Below are 20,812 nucleotides of genomic sequence, written 5' to 3'. Positions count from 1 at the left end.
GTCCCGCGGGCCGCGCGGTCCTGGGGTCGCGAGGTCACCCGGACACGAGGTCGCCGGAGCCCTGAAGTCCCGCAGGCCGGGCGGCCGTTGCCCGGCCTGCGGGACCGTACGGCGGTCGCGGCGGTCTGTTGGCAGTCGGCGTTGCGACGGCTGACAGCCGGGCGTCCACCGACCGGCAACCGGCAACCCTCGCCCGGCAGTCGGCGGGACCGCGGGGGAGCCGGCCGGCGCACGGGATGCGGCGGCCGGCCTCCGGCGTGCTGCGACGACCGCGGCCCCGTACTCCTCCGGGGAGGGCGTACGGGGCCGCAGTCATGGTCGGCCCATTCTCAGCTCGGCCGACAGGTGCTTCACCGTCCGTCGATCCCGGTCGTCCGGCCTCCGGACCACGGGGTCCGATCCGGCGGCGCAACCCGCGAAGGCCGGCGACGGCGCCGTCCGAGGTGATCGCGCGTCGGGGCCGTCAGACCTTGCCGCCGAAGAAGACCCGCACCTCCTGGATGAGTCCGTCCCGGACGGTGATCGCCTCGACGTTGCGGTACCTGCCGCCCGTCGTCAGTTCGTACTCGTACTGGACGAAGACGAGCCCTTCGCCCGCGGGAGTGACGTGCAGCAACTGCTGTTCGCTCATCCGGTCGGCCGTCGGGAAGCACCGCTCGAAGAACGCCGCCCTGTCGATGCGGTCGTCCTGCGGACTGGTGAACGTGAAGTCGTCGGCGTAGAGGGCGAGGGCCGCCTCGCGGTCCTGCGACCGGTAGTACCTGAACGCCGCTTCGACGACGTCTGTCGGACTGCTGACCATGAGGGCTCCCAGGTCGGACGACTGGTCCGGTACTCCACCGTATATCCGCCCGCCCGCCCGCCGAGGGCGTGCCCGGCCGGAGGCCCGCCGTCCGCCACGAGGAACCGGGTAGCTCACAGCCGTCAACGAACCGCTGGAGACGGGCGACGAGTCGGACAGCCGCGCCAGCAGCAGGCGGTCGTCCTCGACCGCGATCGCGTACGCCGAGACGCGGGCCGCGTAAGTCGCCCGTCCGTCCGGCCTCTCCGGGAGCCGGATCGCCGCCGGAGCCGGACTCCCTCGTCATCGGGGCCTACTCTCCGGCGTCAGGGGCGGGCGGCGGGGTGAGCTTGGCGGCCACGGAGTCGAGGACCCATTCCAGGCCGGTCGCGAAGGACGTACCGGCGTCCACGTCCGTGCCGTCGTGCACGGCCTTGGCCAGCGCCGGGTAACGGCCCGTGGCCAGCATCCTCGTCAGATGCGGACCGGAGGCGCGCTGCCAGTCCTCCCGGGACAGGCCCGTCGCGCGCTCGGCCCGCAGATTGGTGACCTCCCGCCGGATCGCCCCGGTGAAGTACGCGCTGACGGTCTCCACGGCACGCATCACGGTGTCGATGTCGGTGAGGCCTTCGAGGGGGGCCAGCGTGGCCTCGGCCACGTCGAGGCCGTTCGGGCCGAGGGCCGGACGGCCCCCGAGCAGGTCGGCCAGCCACTCGTGGCGCAGAGCGGCCTGCCTGGTGCGGTGGGCGAGGACGCGCAGCGCCTCCCGCCAGTCACCGGGCTGCTCCGGGGGGACGATCTCGCCCTGGACCTCGTCGAGCATGAGGTCGAACAGCTCCTCCTTGGTGGAGATGTAGCCGTACAACCGCATCGGCCCGGCGTTGAGCCGCGCGGCGACCTTGCGCAGCGAGACCGCCTCCAGCCCGCCCTCGTCCGCCAGTGCGACGGCCGCCGCGACGATCCGCTCCCGGTCGAGGGGCACGGGGCGCGTCGGCGGCTCCGGTCGGTCCCACACAGTCATGGTCACACCGTACCGTTGCGATACGGCGTAGCGAACCAATACAGTGTATCGGCATGAGACATCGCATCGCCGTGGTCGGGGGCGGCCCCGCCGGCCTCACCTTCGCCCGTGTCCTGCACCGTTACGGGCACCCCGTCACCGTCCTCGAACGCGATCCCGCCCCGGACGCCCGGCCGCCGGGCGGCACGCTGGACCTGCACGAGGGGCTGGGGCAACTCGCCCTGGACAAGGCGGGCCTGCTGGGACGGTTCGAGGAGCTGTCCCGTCCCGAGGGGCAGGCCATGCGGATCCTGGACACGGCCGGGAACGTCCTGCGGGACTGGCGACCCGGTCCGGACGACCGGGCCAACCCCGAGATCGACCGCGGGCAGCTCCGCGACCTGCTGCTCGGCCCGCTCGACGTCCGATGGGGGCGGGGCGTGGCCCAGGTGCTGCCGGGGACCGGCGACGGCGCCCTGGTCCGCTTCGAGGACGGACGGCAGGAGGCGTTCGACCTCGTGGTCGGCGCGGACGGAGCCTGGTCGCGGGTCCGCCCGGCGCTCTCGCCGGTGAGGCCGCACTACACCGGCGTCACCCTGGTGGAGACCTCACTGGACGACGTCGACACCCGCCACCCCGACCTCGCCCGGCTGATCGGCGACGGTTCCGTGGCCGTGTACGGGGCGAACCGGGCGGTCGTCGCCCAGCGCAACAGCGGCGGCCACGTCAAGGTGTACGCCAAGTTCCGCGCGCCCCTGGACCGGCACCCGAGCCCGGACCCCGCGGACACCGACGCCGAACGGGCCGGCCTGCTGTCCCTGTTCGACGGCTGGGCCGAACCCGTCCTGGAACTCCTCCGCCGCGGCACCGCCTTCGTCCGCCGCCCCCTGCACGTCCTGCCCGTGTCCCACACCTGGTCCCACGTCCCCGGGGTGACGCTGCTGGGGGACGCGGCCCACCTGATGCCCCCTCTGGGAGCGGGGGCGAACCTCGCGATGCTGGAGGGCGCCGAACTCGCCGAGGCCGTCGCCGCCGACTCCGGAGACCTCGACGGCGTCGTCCGCGCCTTCGAGGAACGGATGTGGGCGCGGGCCGGCGGATGGTCGAGGATGACGACGGCCGGTCTGGAACGCCTGGTGAGCCCGGACCCCGCCGACGCCCTCGCCCTCTTCGACGAGCTGCAGCCGTCCTGAGTCCACACCCGGGCCGCTCAGGCACCCCTGCCCCTTCGACCAGTCGCGGCCGTCCGGACCTCGCGCCCCGGGCCGCTCAGGCGCCTGGGTCGCTCCGGGCACTCCCGCCGCTCCCCGGGGCCCGCTGATACGAGGCGAGCGCGTGCGCGATGTCCCTCGTGGCCGGGTACAGCCGCAGGTAGAGCGCGTACAACTCGTCGTAGCGGGAGCGCTGGGCGCCATCCGGGACCACGCGCTCGCGCACCGGGTTCCACACGTCGATCCGCGGCTCGCCGACCGCTCCGGCGGCGAGGAAGGCCGCGCCGTAGGCGGCCCCGAGCGTCACCGTCCTCACCTCCTGCTCCAGGCCCGTCACGGCGGAGACGATCCGCGTCCACAGGCCGCCCCGGGTGCCGCCGCCCACCGCCACCACGCGGCGGATGTCCGCACCGGCCGCGCGCATCGCCTCGACGTTGTGCCGTACGCCGAACGCCGTCGCCTCCAGGGCGGCACGGTAGAGGTCGCCGCGGGTGTGCTCCACCGTCAGCCCGGCGATCACACCGCGCGCGTACGGATCGGCCACCGGCGTCCGCTCGCCCGCGAAGTACGGCAGCATCAGCAGCCCCCGCGCGCCGGGCCCGGACGCCTCGGCCCCGGCGAGCAGCGCCGCGTGGTCCGGAGCGCCGAACAGCTCGCGCAGCCAGTCCGTGACCACCCCGGAGGTGGCCATGCCGCCCGCGAGGCTGCGCGTGCCCGGGAGCGCCCCGACCGTGCTCCAGAGCTGCGGCACCAGGAGGCGGTCGGCCACGGTGTTGATCAGGAACATGGTGCTGCCGTACATGAGCATGAGGTCACCGGTGCTCTGCGCCCCCACGCTCAGCGCCTCGGACCACGCGTCGATCGTGCCCGCGACGACCGGGACGCCGATCGGGAGCCCGGTGGCGCCGGCGGCCTCGGCGGTGACGCGACCGGCCGTCTGGCCGGGCCACAGCAGGCGCGGCAGCTCCAGCCACGGAGCGATGTGCCGGACCCACGGTTCGTACCAGTCCAGGGCTTCGGAGTCGTACAGCGGGACGGCCTGGCTCGCCGAGTGGTGGTCGAGCACATAGGCGCCGGTGAGCCGGCCCACCAGGTACGAAGCGGGCATGTGGAGACGGCGGGCCCGCGCGACCGTCTCCGGCTCGTGCTCCGCCAGCCAGGCGATCTTCGGCCCCACGGCCTGCGTGGACAGCAGGGACCCGCAGCGCCGCAGCACGCGGTCGCGGCCCAACTCGCCCTCCAGCCGCGCGATCTGCTCGGTGGCGCGCGTGTCCACCCCGTACAGGATCGCCGGGCGGAGCGGGGTATCGGATCCGTCCGTCAGGGCGACGCAGGGGCCCATGCCGCTCACGCCGACCGCCGTGACGGGGGCCCCGGCGCCGGGCGCGGCCAGCAGTTCCCGGGAGATGGAGGCGAACTCGTCCCACCACACCCGGGGGTCCATCTCGACGTGCCCGGGCCCGGGGCGGTCGACCGTGTGCGGCCGTACCGCCGTGGCGAGCACCGAGCCGTCCTCGCCGACCAGTACGCCCTTGCTGCTGGACGTACCGATGTCGACTCCCAGCACCGTCATCAGCCCAACGCCTTCCCGCCGCTCCCGGACCGGAGCGGGGCGGCCCCGCCTGGAGCCGCCCCGCGACCTCGACGGTCGTCCTCGGTCGTCTTCGGTCCCCTACGGGATCGTCACCGACGCGTCGCGCTGCGGAGGGATCGCCACGCCGTTCTGCTGGAGCGCGACGGTGCGCGCCGGGGCGGGAATGCGGATGCCCTCCAGGCGGTAGCGCTTGTGCAGCCGCTTGATGAACTCGTGCTTGATCCGGTACTGGTCGCTGAACTCCCCGACGCCCAGGATCACGGTGAAGCCGATCCGCGAGTCCCCGAACGTGTGGAAGCGGATGGCGGGTTCGTGCTCGGGGACCGCGCCCTCGACGTCCGTCATGACCTCGGCCACGACCTCCGAGGTGACCCGCTCGACGTGCTCCAGGTCGCTGTCGTAGGCGACACCGGCCTGTACCAGCAGGGTCATCTCCTGCTCGGGACGGCTGTAGTTGGTCATGTTGGTGCTGGAGAGCTGGGCGTTCGGGATGATGACGAGGTTGTTGGAGAGGTTGCGTACCACGGTGTTGCGCCAGTTGATGTCGACGACGTACCCCTCCTCCCCGCTCGTGAGCCGGATGTAGTCGCCGGGCTGGATCGTCTTCGAGGCGAGGATGTGGATGCCCGCGAACAGGTTGGCCAGGGTGTCCTGGAGGGCCAGCGCGACCGCGAGGCCGCCGACGCCGAGAGCCGTGAGCAGCGGGGCTATGGAGATGCCCAGGGTCTGCAGGACGATCAGGCAGCCGATCGCCAGCACGACGACACGGGTGATGTTGACGAAGATCGTGGCCGACCCGGCGACTCCGGACCGGGACTGCGTGACCGCGCCCACCAGGCCCGTGATCACACGGGCCGCGGTGATCGTGGCGGCGAGGATGACCAGGACGGTGAGGATCTGGTTGACGGTGTGCGTGATCCGGCCGGTCAGCGGCAGCGCCGCCGTGGCCGCCGCCGCGCCGCCCGCGAGCGCCGCCACCGGCACCAGCGCGCGCAGCGCGTTGACCAGGACGTCGTCGCCGCTCCACCTGGTACGGGTCGCGTGCTTGGCCAGCCAGCGCAGCAGCAGGCGCAGCAGGACGCCCGCCACGAGCCCGACGGTCAGCCAGATGCCCGCCACGATCCAGTCGTGCAGCGTCAGGTCTCGGTTCACCAACTGCTCCCCACCGTGCCGGTCGTGGGCTGTGCGCCCGGTATGTGAGTTGTCGTCACCTTGTTGCCACCTGCTGCTCGATTCCGGGATGTGCGGACCGGCCGGGCTCGACACGTGGTCGACCGGCGGGCCTGCTCATCTTGCTACACGGCGGAGGGTGCTCCGTCGCGGGCCGGCCGGCTCAGGCCACCTCCCACCTGCCCCGCAGCCACCTCCCCGCGCTCCCGGTGCCCCTGCCGCCCGGCATCGGGCGGCACCGACCGTGCCGCGGTGAACTCCCGGCGTACGCACATGAGTTGCCTCACACCGGCCGACATTCCGGGCTCTCCGTCCGACTCGTCCAGGATGGCCGGGATCCGTCGGCGCGCGCCACCCCGGGCGCGCACCCGGGAAGGGCACGCGCACGGTCACACACCCGGGCACGCGCACGGGCGCGCCCTCGCGACGGGCCGCACGCACGGGCGCGCACCCGGGAGGGCGCACGCCTCTCAGGAATCGCCGAACGCCCCGTGCCGGCCCGCCCCCGCCGAGAACCGCGCGGCGCCCTCCAGGCTCTCCTCCAGGACACCGGTCCCGTGCCGGAGTTCGCCCCGCATGGCGGCGCGCTCGGTCAGACCCTCCTGGTCCAGTACGGAGCCCCGGTCGCCCCGCATGCAGGCCTGCGGGAAACGGGCGATCGAGGCGGCCAGCGCCTCGGCCTCCGCGCGCGCCCGGCCCGGCGGGACGACCCGGTTCGCGAGCCCCATGCCGTACGCCTCGGGTGCCGCCACCGGACGCCCCGTGAGGACCATGTCCATCGCCCGGCTGGTGCCGATGAGCCGGGGGAGCCGTACGGTGCCGCCGTCGATCAGCGGCACGCCCCAGCGGCGGCAGAAGACCCCGAAGACCGCGTCCTCCTCGGCGACCCGCAGGTCGCACCAGAGGGCCAGTTCGAGCCCGCCCGCCACGGCGTGCCCGGAGACCGCCGCGATCACGGGCTTGGAGAGCCGCATCCGGGTGGGCCCCATCGGCCCGTCGCCGTCCTCGGTGACGTGGTTGCCGCGTTCCGTACCCAGGGCCTTGAGGTCCGCGCCCGCGCAGAACGTGCCGCCCTCGCCCCACAGCACCGCCACCCTGGCCGACTCGTCCTCGTCGAACGCGCGGAAGGCGTCGGCGAGTTCGGCCGCCGTGGGCCCGTCCACGGCGTTGCGGACCTCGGGACGGGAGAGGACGACGGTGGTGACGTACTCCTGGCGTTCGATCCGGACCGGCATCGGGGGCCCCTTCGTGTGACGACGCGAGCAGGTTACTCCCGGGTCACACCGGCGGGTACGGACTTGTGCGGACGTATGCGTACGGGGTGGCGCGGCGACGGCGGATCACGGAGCGTGCGTCCGGAACGGGCGTGTGCGGCGGTTCGCGACGGGTCGCCCGGACCGAGTGGTCGGCGACGGGTACCGGAGCGGCCGGCCGGACCCGGCGGCCGGCCCCCGGCATGCGACATCCGGCCGGTCCGGTCCGCAGGGACGCGTCCAACCCCCCTTGGCCAGGCTCGACTTCGGGCCGACGGGACTCAGATCACCTTCAGCCGTACGAGCGCGCCGAGCGTCAACGCCCCGGGCAGCAGCGGCAGCCACACCGTGATGACGCGGTAGGCGAGTACGACCGCGGTCGCCACGGCCGCCGGACCCCCCGCGGCCACCAGGGCGACGACCAGCGCGGCGTCCACCGAACCGATGCCTCCGGGCGTGGGGATCAGCGCGACGGCCACGGTCGCCGCCAGATAGGCCACCACCACATGGGCCACGGGCACGGGCAGCCCCAACGCCAGCCCCACAGCGACCAGTCCGGACGCCTGGAGGACGGGGAAGGCGAGCGCTCCGCCCCACAGAGCGAGCACGCGGGAGGGGCGGGTGTGCACGGACCGGGCCTCGCCGAGCGCCGTCCGCAGGAAGGACAGCACGAGGGTGCGGGGCCGCCTCGCGAGCATGAGCAGCAGCGCCGCCGCGGCCACCGCCCCGACGCCGACCAGCAGCGGACCGACCGCTGCGTCCGGGACCAGCGTGCCGACCCGCAGCGCGTGCGGGAACACGAGCAGCAGCGTCAGCAGCAGGAACACGCGGGCGATCGACTCCGCGAGGAGGTAGAGCGCGAGGGCGGCCGAGGAGAGGGCCGGCGGGACTCCGCACACCGCCATGAAGCGCAGATTGACCGCACTCGCCCCGAGGCCGGTGGGCAGCAGGTGGTTGGCCGCGCCCGCCGCGAACTGCGTCGCCAGCAGCCGCCGAGCGGGAAGCCGCGCCACGAGGGCACCCTGCCGGGTGACGGAGGCGGCCACCCAGGTCAGGCACGTCGTCCCGACCGCGGCGAGCAGCCACGGCCACCGGGCCGTCGCGAGATGACCGAGGCCGTCCGCCAGCACGGCCCGGTGCCGCGCCGCGACCACCAGGACGAGGACGAGGGGGAGCAGGCACAGGATCTGCCGCACCGGAAGGCGCCCGAGGAAGCCCCACCGGGACCGTCGGACGCCCTGGGCGGGAGCGGACTCGGGAGCGGGCAGGGGACCTTCGGTGACCGCGTCGCGCGGCAGCGGGAGAGGGAGCCCGGGGGACGAGGTGAGCGGGGCGGGCGTCGCGGGAGCGGGGAGCGCGGAGGGTGTGGGAGGCCCGGGGAGCACAGGGTGTACGGGAGGCGCGGGGCGCGGATGACGTGCGGGGCGGGGAAGGCGGGGCAGCCGCAGGAGTCGTGGGAGCCCCACGGGCCACGGGGAGCGCGGGAACCGTCCGGGCCGCGGGGCTCGCGCGTACCGCCGGAGGCTGCGGGGAGGCCGGGGCGGGCCCTCGGGAAGTCGTACGACCGTCACGTGGTGAAAGGGTGCCGGGTCCGGGCCAACGGCGGGTTGCGGACACGCGGACGGCGGCCGACACCCCGGGCACGTCGCCGCCGCGCGCCCCGCGCGCGCATCATCACCACCCTTGACTTGACCTCAACAACGCTTTAGGTCCTACGGTCGCTCCCATGAGCATGGAGACGACAGCCTGGACGCAGTTGCACAGCGTCATGAACGCCCAGCGGGAGACCCGGCCCCTGGCCAGGGCGACCCTGCGCCGCATCGCCGGATTCGCCCGCCCGCACCGCCGCCGCATCGTGCGGTTCGTGCTGCTCAGCGTCGCCACGGCGCTGCTCGCGGTGGCGACGCCCGTGCTGGCCGGACGGGTCGTGGACGCGATCGTGTCGGGCGGCGACCGGGGCACGGTCGTCCGGCTGGCCCTGCTCATCGCGGGGATCGCGATCGCCGAGGCGGCTCTCGGCATGGTGGGACGGCTGCTCTCGGCGACCCTCGGCGAAGGGCTGATCCTCGACCTGCGGACGGCCGTCTTCGACCATGTGCAGCGCATGCCCGTCGCGTTCTTCACCCGCACCCGCACGGGAGCCCTCGTCAGCCGCCTCAACAACGACGTGATCGGCGCCCAGCGCGCGTTCAGCAACACCCTGTCCGGAGTCGTGGGCAATGTCGTGACCCTGCTGCTCACCCTCGTCGTCATGGTCGCCCTGTCGTGGCAGATCACTCTGCTGGCCCTCGTACTGCTGCCGGTTTTCGTGGTGCCCGCCCGCCGGATGGGCAGCCGGATGGCGAAACTCCAGCGCGAGGCCGCCGAGCTCAACGCCGCCATGGGCACCCGGATGACCGAACGCTTCTCCGCGCCCGGCGCCACCCTCGTCAAACTCTTCGGACGGCCCGGCGCGGAGTCCGCCGAGTTCGCCGCCAGGGCGGACCGCGTACGGGACATCGGGGTGCGCACGGCGATGGCGCAGACCGCGTTCATCACGGCCCTGACCCTGGTCTCCGCCCTGGCGCTCGCCCTCGTCTACGGACTCGGCGGCTGGTTCGCCCTGGGCGGCAGCCTGGAACCGGGGGCCGTCGTCTCCCTGGCCCTGCTCCTGACCCGCCTCTACGCGCCCCTGACCTCGCTCGCCGGCGCCCGCGTGGAGGTCATGAGCGCCCTGGTCAGCTTCGAACGCGTCTTCGAGGTGCTCGACCTGCGACCGCTGATCGAGGAGAAGCCGGACGCCCGCGCGGTGCCGGAGGGCCCGGTCTCCGTCGAGTTCACCGACGTCCGCTTCGCGTACCCGTCCGCCGACAAGGTCTCCCTGGCGTCCCTGGAGGAGGTCGCCGCGCTGGACACCCGAGGCGGTACGGAGGTCCTGCGCGGCATCTCGTTCCGCGCCGAACCGGGCCGGACGGTGGCGCTCGTCGGCTCCTCGGGCGCCGGCAAGTCGACGATCGCCTCGCTGCTGCCCCGGCTCTACGACACGGACGAGGGCACCGTGCGCATCGGCGGCGTCGACGTCCGGGACCTGAGCGCCGAGTCGATGCGCGAGACCCTCGGCATGGTCACCCAGGACGGCCACCTGTTCCACGAATCGGTGCGCGCCAACCTGCTCCTCGCCCGGCACGACGCCGACGAGGACGACCTGTGGGACGTACTGCGCCGGGCCCGCCTCGACGACCTCGTACGCTCCCTGCCGGACGGCCTCGACACCGTGGTCGGCGAGCGCGGCTACCGGCTCTCGGGCGGCGAACGCCAGCGCATGACCATCGCCCGGCTGCTCCTGGCCCGTCAGCGGGTGGTCGTCCTCGACGAGGCCACGGCCCACCTCGACAACACCTCGGAGGCGGCGGTGCAGGAGGCGCTCGCCGAGGCCCTGGAGGGCCGCACGGCGGTCGTCATCGCCCACCGGCTGTCGACCGTACGGTCCGCCGACCTGATCCTCGTCGTGGAGGCGGGCCGCATCGTCGAGCGGGGCACGCACGAGGACCTGCTCGCGGCGGACGGCCGGTACGCGGAGCTGTACCGGACGCAGTTCCAGAAGCAGGGCAGGTCCGGACCCTCGGCCGTGATCCCGCGGGAAGCCGGCGAACCGACCCGCCTCTGACCGGGGCCCGGCCTCCCCTCTCCGCGGGTACGGTCCACGCGCCGCACGTACGGTCGACTTCTCCGTGCGTGCGGCGCCGCTCCCCGTACGTACGGTCCGCGAGGATTCCGGGCCCGCCCCCGGATCGGGCGTACGGATCCCGCGATCCGGATGCACGTTCTGGCAGAAGGGGGGCAGGGTGGGGGCATGAGCGAAACCCAGCGAGTGGTCGTCTCCCCACCGTCGTCGACGTCGGGGCGCCGCGTGCGCGTCGACGGAGAGAGCATCGGACTGGCCCACAGCCTGGACGACCTCACGGAATTCCTGCGCCGAGCGGGCCTGACCCTGGACCCGGCCACCGCCGCGGTCTCCCCGCTGATCGACTGGCGCGGGGTCGGCCCGGAGTACTGGGGACCGGAGACGCACGGCTAGCACGGCAGGGGTGCTTGTCCTGCCTGAGTGCCGGGACAAGCTGGGCCGGGCTCCGGGTCGGCTGACGGCGGAGCAGGCGAGCACCCATTGCCGGCGTGCTCGCGGAGTCAGGGACTCGCCTCGACGCGGGCCCGCTCCCGGATCGGGCTCCGCTCAGTGTCAAGGCGGTCAGTGATCCAGGTACGCTCGGGAGCATCGTCAACGCGGCCCGACGGGCTTCCGTTCCACTCCGGTGGAGTCTCGAAGGACATGCCCCCACCCGCACGAGTCATTTCGTGCTGCCTGGGGGAAGTCCTTGCTGTTCCGCGCGTCCGCGAACACGGTCGCCGTCATGGCACTCGACGGTTCGCTGTTCCTGCACCTCACCGAGCAGTTCGTCCACATGCACGGCTATCGGCCCGGAGCCTCCGAGGTGCGTTCCTGGGAGCGCAGCATCCCCCTTCTGGCGGCCGCGCTCAACGAGGCCGGTCTGGGCGACGTCGAGGTGATGCTGGAGTACGCGCTGCCCCTCAACAGCAAGCGTGCCGATGCCGTCCTGGCCGGAGTGCACCCGGGCACGGGGGAGCCGTCCTACGTCGTGGTGGAGCTGAAGCAGTGGAGTCAGGCGGCTCCGCACGAGGACGACCCCACTCTGTGCCATGTCGACGCCTACGCACACGCCGTGCTCAATCCGATCGAGCAGGTGACGCGGTACTGCGAGTACCTCGTCAACTTCAATGGAGCGGTTGCTGAGCACGGCGACCGTATCCAGGGGGTCGCCTTCCTGCACAACGCCACCGAGTTCGGAGTCGCGGGACTGCGGGAGATCGAGCGTGACGCACGGGGACTGCTCTTCACCGGGGAGCGCCGTGGCGCGTTCCTGGACCACCTCAGGTCGAAGCTGAGCGACAGGCACCCCGGTGCCCTCGCGGCCGACGAACTGCTCGCGGGGGCCACCGTGCCGTCCAAGCAGCTGATGTCCGTGGCAGCCCAGGAAGTACGGGAGCGGCAGCAGTTCGTCCTGCTCGACGAGCAGCAGGTCGCCTACCGCATGGTGCTCAACGCGGTGGAGCGGGCGAAGCGCGCCGACCACAAGGAAGTCCTGATCGTCACCGGCGGCCCCGGTACCGGGAAGAGTGTGATCGCGCTCCAACTGCTGGGCGAGTTGTACAGGAGGGGCGTGGCCGCGGTGCATGCGACCGGCTCGCAGTCCTTCACCAAGACGATGCGGAAGGTCGTCGGCTCCCGGAAGCGGGAAGTCCAGGATCTCTTCAAGTACTTCAACAGTTTCATGACCACGGAGAAGAACAGCCTGGGTGCTGTGATCTGTGATGAGGCGCACCGGATCCGGGAGACCTCCGCCAACCGCTACACCCGTGCGGCCCTGCGGACCGGAAGGGCGCAGATCGACGAACTCATCGACGTGGCGCACGTACCGGTCTTCTTCCTCGACGAGCACCAGGTGGTGCGCCCCGGTGAGATGGGGACCGTCGAAGAGATCCGCCAGGCCGCGGCCCGGCGGGGGATCGCCTGTCATGTCGTCCCCCTGGACAGTCAGTTCCGCTGCGGGGGCAGCGACGCGTATCTGCGCTGGGTGGTCCGGCTTCTCGGCCTGGAGGCCGGAGGGCCGGTCAGGTGGGAGCCCGACGGCCGCATGAGGCTGCTGGTCGCCGACAGTCCCGAAGAGCTGAACGCCTTTCTCGACGCCCGTCGCGCGGAGAAATTCGGTGCCCGGATGTCCGCGGGCTACTGCTGGCGATGGTCGCCCGAACCCAAGCCCGGTGATCCACTGCCTCTCGACGTCGTCATCGGGGGCTGGGCCCGTCCGTGGAACCTGCGCGGGGACCGGTCGGTCTCGGGTGCGCCGCCGTCCGCGCTGTGGGCCACCGACCCGGCCGGATTCGGGCAGATCGGCTGCGTCTACACCGCGCAGGGATTCGAGTACGACTGGTCCGGCGTCATCATCGGCCCGGACCTGGTCTGGCGGGGTGACCGCTGGATCACGGACCGCACCGCGTCCAAGGACCCGGTGTTCAAGAAGTCCACATCGGACAGCGACGTGGATCGGCTCATTCGGAACACGTACAAGGTCCTGCTGACGCGGGGCATGGTCGGCACGATCGTCTACTCGACGGATCCGGAGACCCGGGAGAAGCTGCGGGAACTCGTGTCCGGGCAGCACGAATCACCGCCCGCCACGACCGAGGAGCCTCTTCTCCGACGCTGAGCGCGTGGAATCAGGCCATGATGTCCGCGCTTCCAGCCGACCCGTGTGGCATATGCGCCGGAAGGGGTTGCCGCCTCCCTAGGATCTCAGCGTCATCGCGGCCCGACGGGCTTCCCCACGGGGACATGCCCCCATCCGCACGAGTCACTCGTGCCCTGGGGGATCCACCTCGTGTCCATGCTCCTGCTGAAATTGGCGGCGCGGGATCTGCTGAAACTGAACTCGAGACGTCGCATGGTGCCCCACCTCGCCGAGAGGTGGAAGCACTTCCTGACCACCGAGGCCTCGTTGACCGAACGCTCCGCGTGGGCGGAGAGCCTGGTGCACCTTGCCGAGGACCTGGTCGCCGCGGACCGCGGAAACGTCGAGATGATCGTCGAATGCGCGGCCACGCTCGACGAGGCCGACCGCGCCGGCGCCCCACGGCTCATCGATGTCGTCCTCGTGGGGCATCATCCCGAGGAGATCGGGCTCTCCGTCCAACTCGTCGAACTGAAGCGGTGGTCGACGGTCACCCGAATCGAGCGAGCCACCTCAGAGCTGGTGCACGTCCCCGGTATGGGGGAGAAGAAGCATCCGGCGCTGCAACTGCGCGAGTACTACGAGGCGTTCACGGGTGCCAGAGGGCCGTTGCACGGACTGGACTTCGAATGCGGGGGCTTCACCTATCTCCACAACGCCACTGACGCCTCGGTACTGCCGCTCGTCGGCGTCGACGCGCCGACCGGTTCCTACGCCCGGGTCTACACGAACGACCGCCGCGCCCAACTGCTGTCGGACCTGCGGGGCAGCTTTGCCGCGGACGGCGCCGACTCGGCGGCCGAGATTCTCTTACGGAGCATGGGCCTGCGCAACACGCCGCTGCTGGACGCCATGATCCGCTCCAGCGGCGAGGACACCGTCTTCACCCTGCGTGGCCGTCAGAAGAAGGTCGCGGACCAGATCCTCGACACGGCCGCCAAGGTGCTTCCCGCCCCCCGGCAGCCGGCGCTTCTCCCCGACGAGCGCCGGGTGGTCTTCCTCGTCACGGGCGGTGCCGGCACGGGCAAGAGCGCCATCGGCCTCCAGCTCAAGGCCGAACTGGAGGCGGACGGCCGCACGATCAAGTACGCGAGCGGCAGCAGGGCCTTCAACGGAGCCCTGCAGGAGCATGTCGGCTTCGGAGACCGGGAGTTCAAGGAGTCCTTCACCTACTTCAGCAACTTCGTCACCCCGCCCGCCCCGCCTCTGGACGTGCTGATCTGCGACGAGGCCCATCGTCTGCGTGAACGTTCCACCAACCGTTTCTGGAAGCCCGAGGACTGGGGCACCAAGCCTCAGGTGGACGAACTCCTCGATGCCTCCCGGTTGACGGTGTTCTTCCTCGACGAGGGGCAGTCCGTGCGCCCGCAGGAGGTCGGCACCGTCGCTCTCGTGGAGGACGCGGCACGGCGGTACGACGCACACCTCGTCCGTTACCGCCTGCGGGAACAGTTCCGGTGCGGCGGCAGCGACGCCTACATCCGCTGGGTGCGCGGTGCGCTGGGCGTGTCCGACGCGGTGCCGGAGCCGTGGACCCCGGACGGACTCATGCATGTCGAGGTGGTCGACAGCCCGGAGGACCTCGAGCGGATCATCCGGTCCGAAGCCGGTGCGGGAGCCTCCGCGCGCATGGTCGCCGGATACTGCTGGCCCTGGACGAAGCCCCTGGGCAAGGAGAAGCGGCTCGAGCCCGACGTCCGGATCGGCGACTGGCACCGGCCGTGGAACGCGGACAGCGAGTCCTGGTGCGAGAACAAGACCGTCCCGCCTTCCAAGATCTGGTCCGTGCAGGAGAACGGACTCGGCCAGATCGGCTGCGTGTACACCGCGCAGGGCCTGGAGTGGGACTGGTGCGGCGTGATCATGGGCGAGGACATGGTGCGCCGGGGCGACCGCTGGGTGTTCCGCCGGGGCAAGGAGCGGGCGGACAAAGAGGCGGGCGCCAAGCGGGTGGCCGTTCCTGGGTCGTTCGACCCCAAGGTGAAGCCGAGGAGCGTGGACGACGAGGAGTTCGCCCGGCTCGTACGGCACGCCTACCACGTGCTGATGACCAGGGCGAGCAGGGCGACAGTCCTCTATTCGACGGACGAGGAGACGAGGGACTACTTGAAGGGCCTTGTCGGGGATGTCGACATCCACGGTCTGCGACCCACGTGGGAGAACCTTCCGGAACAGGCGCGGACACCGCATCTGCCCCGGCCCGGCCGAGGGCGGCGCCGGCGTAGGAGGCGCAAGGACGTGGACTCGCAGGCTTCCGGCCTGCGCTTGTTCTGACGCAGAGTCCGGGAAGGTGGTGTGGCGGGCTCTCCGGGCCCGCCACGGCCTGCGTCAGAAGAGCAGGCGCGCTGCCGCCGTCAGCGCCGCCACCATGAGATTGGCGGCAACCCCTACGGCGACGTCGACCAGAATCTTGCGAAGCCGGTTACGACGCGCAGGCTCGTACTCAACGGGGTTCATGGAAGTCCACTCCTAGGTGTGAGCTGGGAATGGCAGGGAGGCCCTACCGGGCATCCGCACTCACGCCGCGTGAAGCACGCGGCGGAAACCACTCGCCAGTCACGCCCCGAGGACCGGCACTCGAACGCCGTCGAAATACCCTCCGGGAAGGTGCGCAGCAGTAAGCACCATAGTGCAGAGCCGGGTTGGCGCTGATCGGTTTCGGCCCCTTGCTGGGCAGGGTGTCGTTGCTCCGCGAACTTGATCTGCGCTTCAGCTCTTCCACCCCGTGGGCATGGAGGGCGCATCAGCGCAGTGAGCGGCTGGAGTCGCGGCAACCTGCCGCCGCTGCGGAGGGCGGCTTCCTGGGGCAGCGGGCCCGCCTCGCCGACGGAGGGAATCGCTGGGCGGAGCCGTGTCGGAGTCGCTACCGGGGCCGTGGTGCCTCCGTGAGGAAGCCCCCGACGCCGACGCCGGCGCCGCGCAGGTTCGATACCGGACCTCGCGCCGGCGAGGAACCGGAAGGCCGCGGCCCGGCATGGGCGACGAGCCTCGGTCACCACCATTGCCGACACCCGAGCACCTCGCTATGTTAATTGAAAATCACATCTGTGTGACAAGGTTCATCGCGCACTGGTAGCGCAACTGGCAAGTCTGCACTGGCATCCAGAAGCATCCAGCCCATCAGGGAAGCAGGTAAGTCAATGGAGAACCTCAGTAGACGAAAGGCTCTGTCTCTCGGTGTCGCACTTGGCCTGGTGGGCGTGGCCAACCCCGCCTGGGCGTCGAAGGGCTCGGTGACCGGAGCCGCCGCGGGTGCCGGTCCGGAGTGGATCTGGGACGACGCGGCGGACCCGCTGATGGCTTCGATGCTCGACAACGGACACGTGCCGGCGATCAACACGGCATGGGCGTCGTGGGTGGACAACAACGACCCGCTGCCCAACGGCCTGCCGACCGAATTCGCCGCGTACCTGCGGCAGGTCAATCGGCTGCCCACCTGGGCCGACCCCGCCAAGCTGGCCCGCGCCGCCGACTTCAACCGGCGCAGGGACACGTACCTCTTCATGCTGTACGGCCTCGGCAGCGGAATCATGAGCACCGTGATCCCGCGCGAGGCCAAGAGCGTCTACTGGTCCGCGGGCGGCGCCGACATGCAGGACCGTGCGGCCAAGACGTTCACGTTCGGCTACGACCTGTCCCAGCTGGGAGCCTTCCGGCCGACGGGACAGTTCGTCGTCACCGCCAACAAGACACGCGTGGTGCACGCCGCCGTGCGCCACCTGCTGCCGCAGTCGCCGCACTGGCGGGCGGTCGCCGACGAGACCACCCCGATCAGCGCCGCCGACATCCTGGTCACCTTCCACAGCCTGGGCACCTACGTGTACAGGAAGTTGCGCGATTGGCAGATCCCGTTCCCGGCCGCGGACCAGGAGGCGTTCCTGCACTCGTGGCAGGTCGCGGTCCACCTCCTCGGTGTGCCGGACGAGCACATCCCCCAGACATGGGCGGCCGCCGAAAGGCAGTCGGCGCAGGTGCTCACCCCGATCCTCACCCCCTCGACCGAGGGCATCGCACTCGCCGAGGACCTGCTCGGCCTGACCGCCCAGGTCGACCTCGGTGTCACACGCGGATTCCTGAACGAGTTCGTGCGCTACGTCCTCAGTGACGAGGTCGGCGACTGGCTGGGACTGAAACGCGACTACGTGTCGGCGGCCCTGGTCCGCACCGCATGGCCGGCGTACATCCTCTTCCGTGAGGGACTGTCACCCGTCATGCCCGGCACCTTCTACATGTTCGACCAGTTCGTACGCGCCCTGGCCATGCTGTTCCTCAACAAGGGTTCTTCCGGGACCACCACGCCCATCACGATACCCACCGGGAACAGGGCGGCCTGATCCGTCGATCCGGACCCCCAACCCCTGCCCGCCCTGCGGCAGATGGGCCGAGGGGCGGGCATCCGGGTGACCCCGGGAGGCGCTCGACGACGCGTCGCTGCCGAGCTCCGAAGGCCGTTCAGAGGCCCAGAGCGCCGAGGACCAGAGCGGTCACGGCCTCGCGATGGCCGGGGCTGTCCTGCCACCGCAGCCGGCGTCCCGCCTCGACCACGACGCCGAACCCCGCGTGCACCAGCACCCGGGCCTGGCGCGGGTCCAACTCAGGGCGGGCCAGCCGCAACTGCTGCTCCCAGACGGCGATGTGTTCCCGCTGCGCGAGGACCACGGACCGCCGCAGACCGGACGGCAAGCCGGCGAGCTCGGCCTCGGCGACACTGTTGAGTTCGGTGAATTCAAAGCTGTAGGCCACGTACGTCGCCGCCAGCGCGACGATGGCGTCGTGCGGGCCTGACACATCGCGCAGGCTCTGCTCCACACCCTGGGCCAGCAGTCCCGCCGCCTGGAGGCATGCCGCCGCCAGGATGTCGATCTTGCCGGGGTAATGGCGGTAGAGCGCGGACGGAGTCAGTCCCACGGCCTGCGCGATCTGACCGTTCGTGACACTGGCGAATCCGTCCCGAGCGAACAGCGGGACGGAGGCCGCGAGGATCTCCGCGCGTCGTGTGCGCGGCACCGGCCGGGCGGGCAGTTCGACGGAGTGCGCGCCCAGCCGTCCGGCCGCGGGATCGGTCGCGGCCACGCCCAGCGCGGACGCCAGCAGCAGTTCCTCAGCCCGGCGCCCGGCGATGGACGTGTGGTGCATCGTGATGGATCCGACCGCGCCGAGGGCCGCCATGGCCCGCAGGCGCTCGTCAGGCAGCGGGTGCTCGCGCTGCACTGCCTCGTCGACCCGCTCGACGAGGCGACCGAACTTCACCGCGAGACGTCGGCGGTCCTCGCGGTTGAGGTAGCGGGCCTCCCACCGGTACACGCCGCCCGACGCACGATGAGCGACGGTGATGCGGGTGACGGCGGTGAGCACATTCGTCAAGGTCGCCCCGGACGGCACCTCGTCGAGTGCGGCGACGAGTCCGTCCACCATGACGTCGGCGCACTCGGCGAACAGCGCGTACTTATTGGGGAAGTGCCGGTACAGAGCGGCCGCGGAGATACCCACGCCGGCGGCGACCTCCTCCATGGACGCCGCGTGGTAGCCGCGCTCGCTGAAGACCCGCCCGGCCGCGTCGACGATGAGCTGCTTGCGGTTGCGGGGCCGAGTGGCCGAGGCCGGATCGGCGGCCGCGGCCGAGTGGGCGGACGGGGAGGCGGGGGCCATGCGAATCAGTCAATCACACGCCGTCACGAGGCCGGGATCCCTCTACCGTGACCGCGCAGGACGCGACTCCACGAGCACATCCCAGGTGATACCCCGTCCCGCGATGTGCACGGACTCGTGCCGACTCCCGGCTTGCGGCAGGGGCGCGCCGGTCGGCACCGCCGTTCCCGGTGCCGGAGCGGTCGGTTTCAGGTGAAGGTGAGGACCGGTTTGACGACGCTGCCATCCCTCATGGCGGCCACGGCCGAGCCGATGTCCTCGAACGGGAACGTGGTGACCAGCCGGTCGAGCGGGAAGAGGCCACGCCTGTGCAGGCCGATCAGTTCGGGGACGAAGCGGCCGGGGTCGGAGTCTCCCTCGATCACCCCGTGGACGCGGACGCCCTTGGCGAGCAGGCCCATCACGTCGAACGTCACCTCACCGCCGATGCCGAGGAGGGCGAGTTCGCCGCGAGGGCGCAGCGAGCCGACGGCCCGGCGGGCCATCTCCGGACGGCCGGTGGTCTCGACGACGTGGTGGGCGCCGCCACCGGTGAGGTCGCGCAGCGCCGCCACCAGCCCGGCCCCGGGGGACAGGGCCGCCTTGGCGCCGAGCTCGGTGGCCAGGGCACGGCGGGAGGCGACCGGGTCGACGGCCACCACCGGGTCGCAGCCCACGGCCACCGCGGCCATCAGCGCGCTCAGCCCGACCGCGCCCGCGCCCAGGACGACCAGCGAGGAACCCGGTCCGGGGCGCAGCCTGTTGAGCACGGTGCCCGCGCCCGTCTGGCCGCTGCAACCCAGGGGCGCGGCGACCGCGGCCGACAGGTCGGAGGGCACCTTGACCACGCCGCGCTCGTGGACGACGGCGTACGTGGCGAAGCTGGACTGGCCGAAGAAGCCGGAGCGGAGCGGCATGCCTTCGAGGGAGAGCGGAGTGGTGCCGTCGGCGCGTCCGCCGGAGAGGTTCCGGACCTGCGCGGCGTGGCAGTAGGCCGGGTGGCCCGCCGCGCACTGCTCGCAGGTGCCGCAACTGGCGAAGGTGAGGCAGACATGGTCCCCCGGCGCGACGCCGGTCACCTCCGCGCCCACCGCCTCGACCCGACCGGCGCCCTCGTGGCCGAAGACCATCGGGGTGAGCTGCCGGGGCCAGCTGTCCCGCATCGCGAGGTCGGTGTGACAGACGCCGACTGCGGTCGTCCTCACCAGCACCTCGTAGGGTCGTGGGTCCTCGAGGTCCGCGTCCCGGACGGTGAACGGGGCGCCCGGCGCCTCGGTGACCGCGGCGCGTACCCGCCTCACGAGCCCTCTCCGGCACGCGGACCCCCGTGCGGGGCCTCGGGGGCGCGTTCGAGGAAGAAGTAGAAGAAGGGGCCCTCGTCGGGGACCCCCTTGACGTTCATGATCCCCATCAGCGCGGTGTCGTCCACCCGCTTGAAGTGGTCGAGGACCGGCTGGCCGTCATAGACCATGGTGGCCGTCGATTCGCCCCGGAACTCGACGGTCCACAGGCTGGCCTCGCCCTTGCCGAGCTTGAGGTCGGAGTACAGCTCGCCCTCTGCGTTCCGGCAGATCAGCGGCTTGGCGTCGTGCACCGAGGTGAACGTCTTGCCGTACCAGCCGGCCTTCGCCAGGGCGCCGTTGAGGGGATGACCGGTGTGGAACTCGCCGCCCTTCCACTCGCCGAGTATGTCCTCGGGGCGGACGGTGGCCAACGCCGCCCAGATCTCGTCGAGTTCGAGGGAGCTGACCGGGCCGTCCTTCTCCCGGAGTTCGTGGAACCGGGCGCGGGCCTCGAGTGTGTCCATGCTGGGTGTCCTCTCGTCGGTGCCGGCACCGTGAGTGAAGCGTCAGGATGTCGCCGGTGCGGGATTGTCGAACAAGGCCGCTGG

The 20,812-nt window shown here is 71.7% G+C and carries 16 protein-coding genes; 6 read left to right on the top strand and 10 right to left on the bottom strand.

Annotation, left to right across the window (positions count from 1 at the left end):
• Positions 1-463 precede the first annotated feature (463 nt).
• Together IE265_RS03325 and IE265_RS03320 are read right to left on the bottom strand one after the other, a co-directional pair.
• Positions 464-802, bottom strand: a complete 339-nt coding sequence (locus IE265_RS03325) for a nuclear transport factor 2 family protein (protein ID WP_190033791.1) — start codon at positions 800-802, stop codon at positions 464-466.
• A gap of 292 nt (positions 803-1,094) precedes the next feature.
• Positions 1,095-1,802 (bottom strand): TetR/AcrR family transcriptional regulator, encoded by a 708-nt coding sequence (locus IE265_RS03320; RefSeq protein ID WP_190033790.1) that lies wholly within the window; start codon positions 1,800-1,802, stop codon positions 1,095-1,097.
• Positions 1,803-1,855: 53 nt separating this feature from the next.
• Between IE265_RS03320 and IE265_RS03315 the strand changes: the two genes are divergently transcribed.
• Positions 1,856-2,974, top strand: a complete 1,119-nt coding sequence (locus IE265_RS03315; RefSeq protein ID WP_190033789.1) for an FAD-dependent oxidoreductase — start codon at positions 1,856-1,858, stop codon at positions 2,972-2,974.
• A 76-nt stretch (positions 2,975-3,050) separates the two neighbouring features.
• Here IE265_RS03315 and IE265_RS03310 read toward each other — a convergent pair whose 3' ends face one another.
• The 4 genes from IE265_RS03310 to IE265_RS03295 all read right to left on the bottom strand — a co-directional run bounded on the left by IE265_RS03310 (position 3,051) and on the right by IE265_RS03295 (position 8,205).
• Positions 3,051-4,565 (bottom strand): FGGY-family carbohydrate kinase, encoded by a 1,515-nt coding sequence (locus IE265_RS03310; RefSeq protein WP_190033788.1) that lies wholly within the window; start codon positions 4,563-4,565, stop codon positions 3,051-3,053.
• Positions 4,566-4,664: 99 nt separating this feature from the next.
• The gene (locus IE265_RS03305) at positions 4,665-5,738 is read right to left on the bottom strand and encodes a mechanosensitive ion channel family protein (protein ID WP_190033787.1); all 1,074 of its coding nucleotides are present in this window, start codon (positions 5,736-5,738) and stop codon (positions 4,665-4,667) included.
• Positions 5,739-6,226: 488 nt separating this feature from the next.
• Positions 6,227-6,991, bottom strand: a complete 765-nt coding sequence (locus tag IE265_RS03300) for a crotonase/enoyl-CoA hydratase family protein (protein ID WP_190033786.1) — start codon at positions 6,989-6,991, stop codon at positions 6,227-6,229.
• Between the two features lie 299 nt (positions 6,992-7,290).
• Positions 7,291-8,205, bottom strand: a complete 915-nt coding sequence (locus tag IE265_RS03295; protein WP_229916002.1) for a lysylphosphatidylglycerol synthase transmembrane domain-containing protein — start codon at positions 8,203-8,205, stop codon at positions 7,291-7,293.
• Between the two features lie 536 nt (positions 8,206-8,741).
• On the opposite strand from IE265_RS03295, the gene IE265_RS03290 reads away from it, so the two are divergent.
• The 4 genes from IE265_RS03290 to IE265_RS03275 all read left to right on the top strand — a co-directional run bounded on the left by IE265_RS03290 (position 8,742) and on the right by IE265_RS03275 (position 15,567).
• The gene (locus IE265_RS03290; protein WP_190034070.1) at positions 8,742-10,655 is read left to right on the top strand and encodes an ABC transporter ATP-binding protein; all 1,914 of its coding nucleotides are present in this window, start codon (positions 8,742-8,744) and stop codon (positions 10,653-10,655) included.
• A 186-nt stretch (positions 10,656-10,841) separates the two neighbouring features.
• A complete protein-coding gene (locus tag IE265_RS03285; RefSeq protein ID WP_190033785.1) occupies positions 10,842-11,066 on the top strand; it encodes a hypothetical protein in 225 nt (74 codons plus the stop codon).
• A 295-nt stretch (positions 11,067-11,361) separates the two neighbouring features.
• The gene (locus IE265_RS03280) at positions 11,362-13,272 is read left to right on the top strand and encodes a DUF2075 domain-containing protein (protein ID WP_190033784.1); all 1,911 of its coding nucleotides are present in this window, start codon (positions 11,362-11,364) and stop codon (positions 13,270-13,272) included.
• A gap of 150 nt (positions 13,273-13,422) precedes the next feature.
• Positions 13,423-15,567 carry a DUF2075 domain-containing protein gene (locus tag IE265_RS03275; RefSeq protein ID WP_373302898.1) on the top strand — a complete coding sequence of 715 codons (2,145 nt, stop codon included), beginning with the start codon at positions 13,423-13,425 and terminating at the stop codon, positions 15,565-15,567.
• Between the two features lie 54 nt (positions 15,568-15,621).
• Here the strand turns inward: IE265_RS03275 and IE265_RS38155 are convergent, their stop codons facing one another.
• Entirely contained in the window at positions 15,622-15,750 is a 129-nt protein-coding gene (locus IE265_RS38155; protein WP_229916001.1) for a DUF6408 family protein, read from the bottom strand.
• Between the two features lie 683 nt (positions 15,751-16,433).
• Here IE265_RS38155 and IE265_RS03270 point away from each other — a divergent pair.
• Positions 16,434-17,627 carry an oxygenase MpaB family protein gene (locus IE265_RS03270; protein WP_190033783.1) on the top strand — a complete coding sequence of 398 codons (1,194 nt, stop codon included), beginning with the start codon at positions 16,434-16,436 and terminating at the stop codon, positions 17,625-17,627.
• A 118-nt stretch (positions 17,628-17,745) separates the two neighbouring features.
• Here the strand turns inward: IE265_RS03270 and IE265_RS03265 are convergent, their stop codons facing one another.
• The 3 genes from IE265_RS03265 to IE265_RS03255 form a co-directional block, all read right to left on the bottom strand.
• Positions 17,746-18,942, bottom strand: coding sequence for a TetR/AcrR family transcriptional regulator (locus IE265_RS03265; protein ID WP_190033782.1), 1,197 nt, complete (start codon positions 18,940-18,942; stop codon positions 17,746-17,748).
• Positions 18,943-19,130: 188 nt separating this feature from the next.
• Positions 19,131-20,222, bottom strand: coding sequence for an NAD(P)-dependent alcohol dehydrogenase (locus IE265_RS03260; protein WP_190033781.1), 1,092 nt, complete (start codon positions 20,220-20,222; stop codon positions 19,131-19,133).
• On the bottom strand, positions 20,219-20,728 hold the full coding sequence (locus IE265_RS03255) for a DUF4334 domain-containing protein (RefSeq protein WP_190033780.1): 510 nt from the start codon (positions 20,726-20,728) through the stop codon (positions 20,219-20,221). The genes IE265_RS03260 and IE265_RS03255 overlap by 4 nt, the downstream gene beginning before the upstream one ends.
• Positions 20,729-20,812: the final 84 nt, after the last annotated feature.

This window comes from Streptomyces fructofermentans (assembly GCF_014651055.1).
Taxonomy (GTDB): domain Bacteria; phylum Actinomycetota; class Actinomycetes; order Streptomycetales; family Streptomycetaceae; genus Streptomyces; species Streptomyces fructofermentans.
This window is presented reverse-complemented; position numbering and strand designations above follow the sequence as displayed.

Excerpts from the sequence above, each read along its gene's own strand:
- IE265_RS03325 (WP_190033791.1), bottom strand. The coding sequence starts at position 802 with ATGGTCAGCAGTCCGACAGACGTCGTCGAAGCGGCGTTCAGGTACTAC.
- IE265_RS03320 (WP_190033790.1), bottom strand. The coding sequence starts at position 1,802 with ATGACTGTGTGGGACCGACCGGAGCCGCCGACGCGCCCCGTGCCCCTC.
- IE265_RS03315 (WP_190033789.1), top strand. The coding sequence starts at position 1,856 with ATGAGACATCGCATCGCCGTGGTCGGGGGCGGCCCCGCCGGCCTCACC.
- IE265_RS03310 (WP_190033788.1), bottom strand. The coding sequence starts at position 4,565 with ATGACGGTGCTGGGAGTCGACATCGGTACGTCCAGCAGCAAGGGCGTA.
- IE265_RS03300 (WP_190033786.1), bottom strand. The coding sequence starts at position 6,991 with ATGCCGGTCCGGATCGAACGCCAGGAGTACGTCACCACCGTCGTCCTC.
- IE265_RS03290 (WP_190034070.1), top strand. The coding sequence starts at position 8,742 with ATGGAGACGACAGCCTGGACGCAGTTGCACAGCGTCATGAACGCCCAG.
- IE265_RS03285 (WP_190033785.1), top strand. The coding sequence starts at position 10,842 with ATGAGCGAAACCCAGCGAGTGGTCGTCTCCCCACCGTCGTCGACGTCG.
- IE265_RS38155 (WP_229916001.1), bottom strand. The coding sequence starts at position 15,750 with ATGAACCCCGTTGAGTACGAGCCTGCGCGTCGTAACCGGCTTCGCAAG.
- IE265_RS03270 (WP_190033783.1), top strand. The coding sequence starts at position 16,434 with ATGGAGAACCTCAGTAGACGAAAGGCTCTGTCTCTCGGTGTCGCACTT.
- IE265_RS03265 (WP_190033782.1), bottom strand. The coding sequence starts at position 18,942 with ATGGCCCCCGCCTCCCCGTCCGCCCACTCGGCCGCGGCCGCCGATCCG.
- IE265_RS03255 (WP_190033780.1), bottom strand. The coding sequence starts at position 20,728 with ATGGACACACTCGAGGCCCGCGCCCGGTTCCACGAACTCCGGGAGAAG.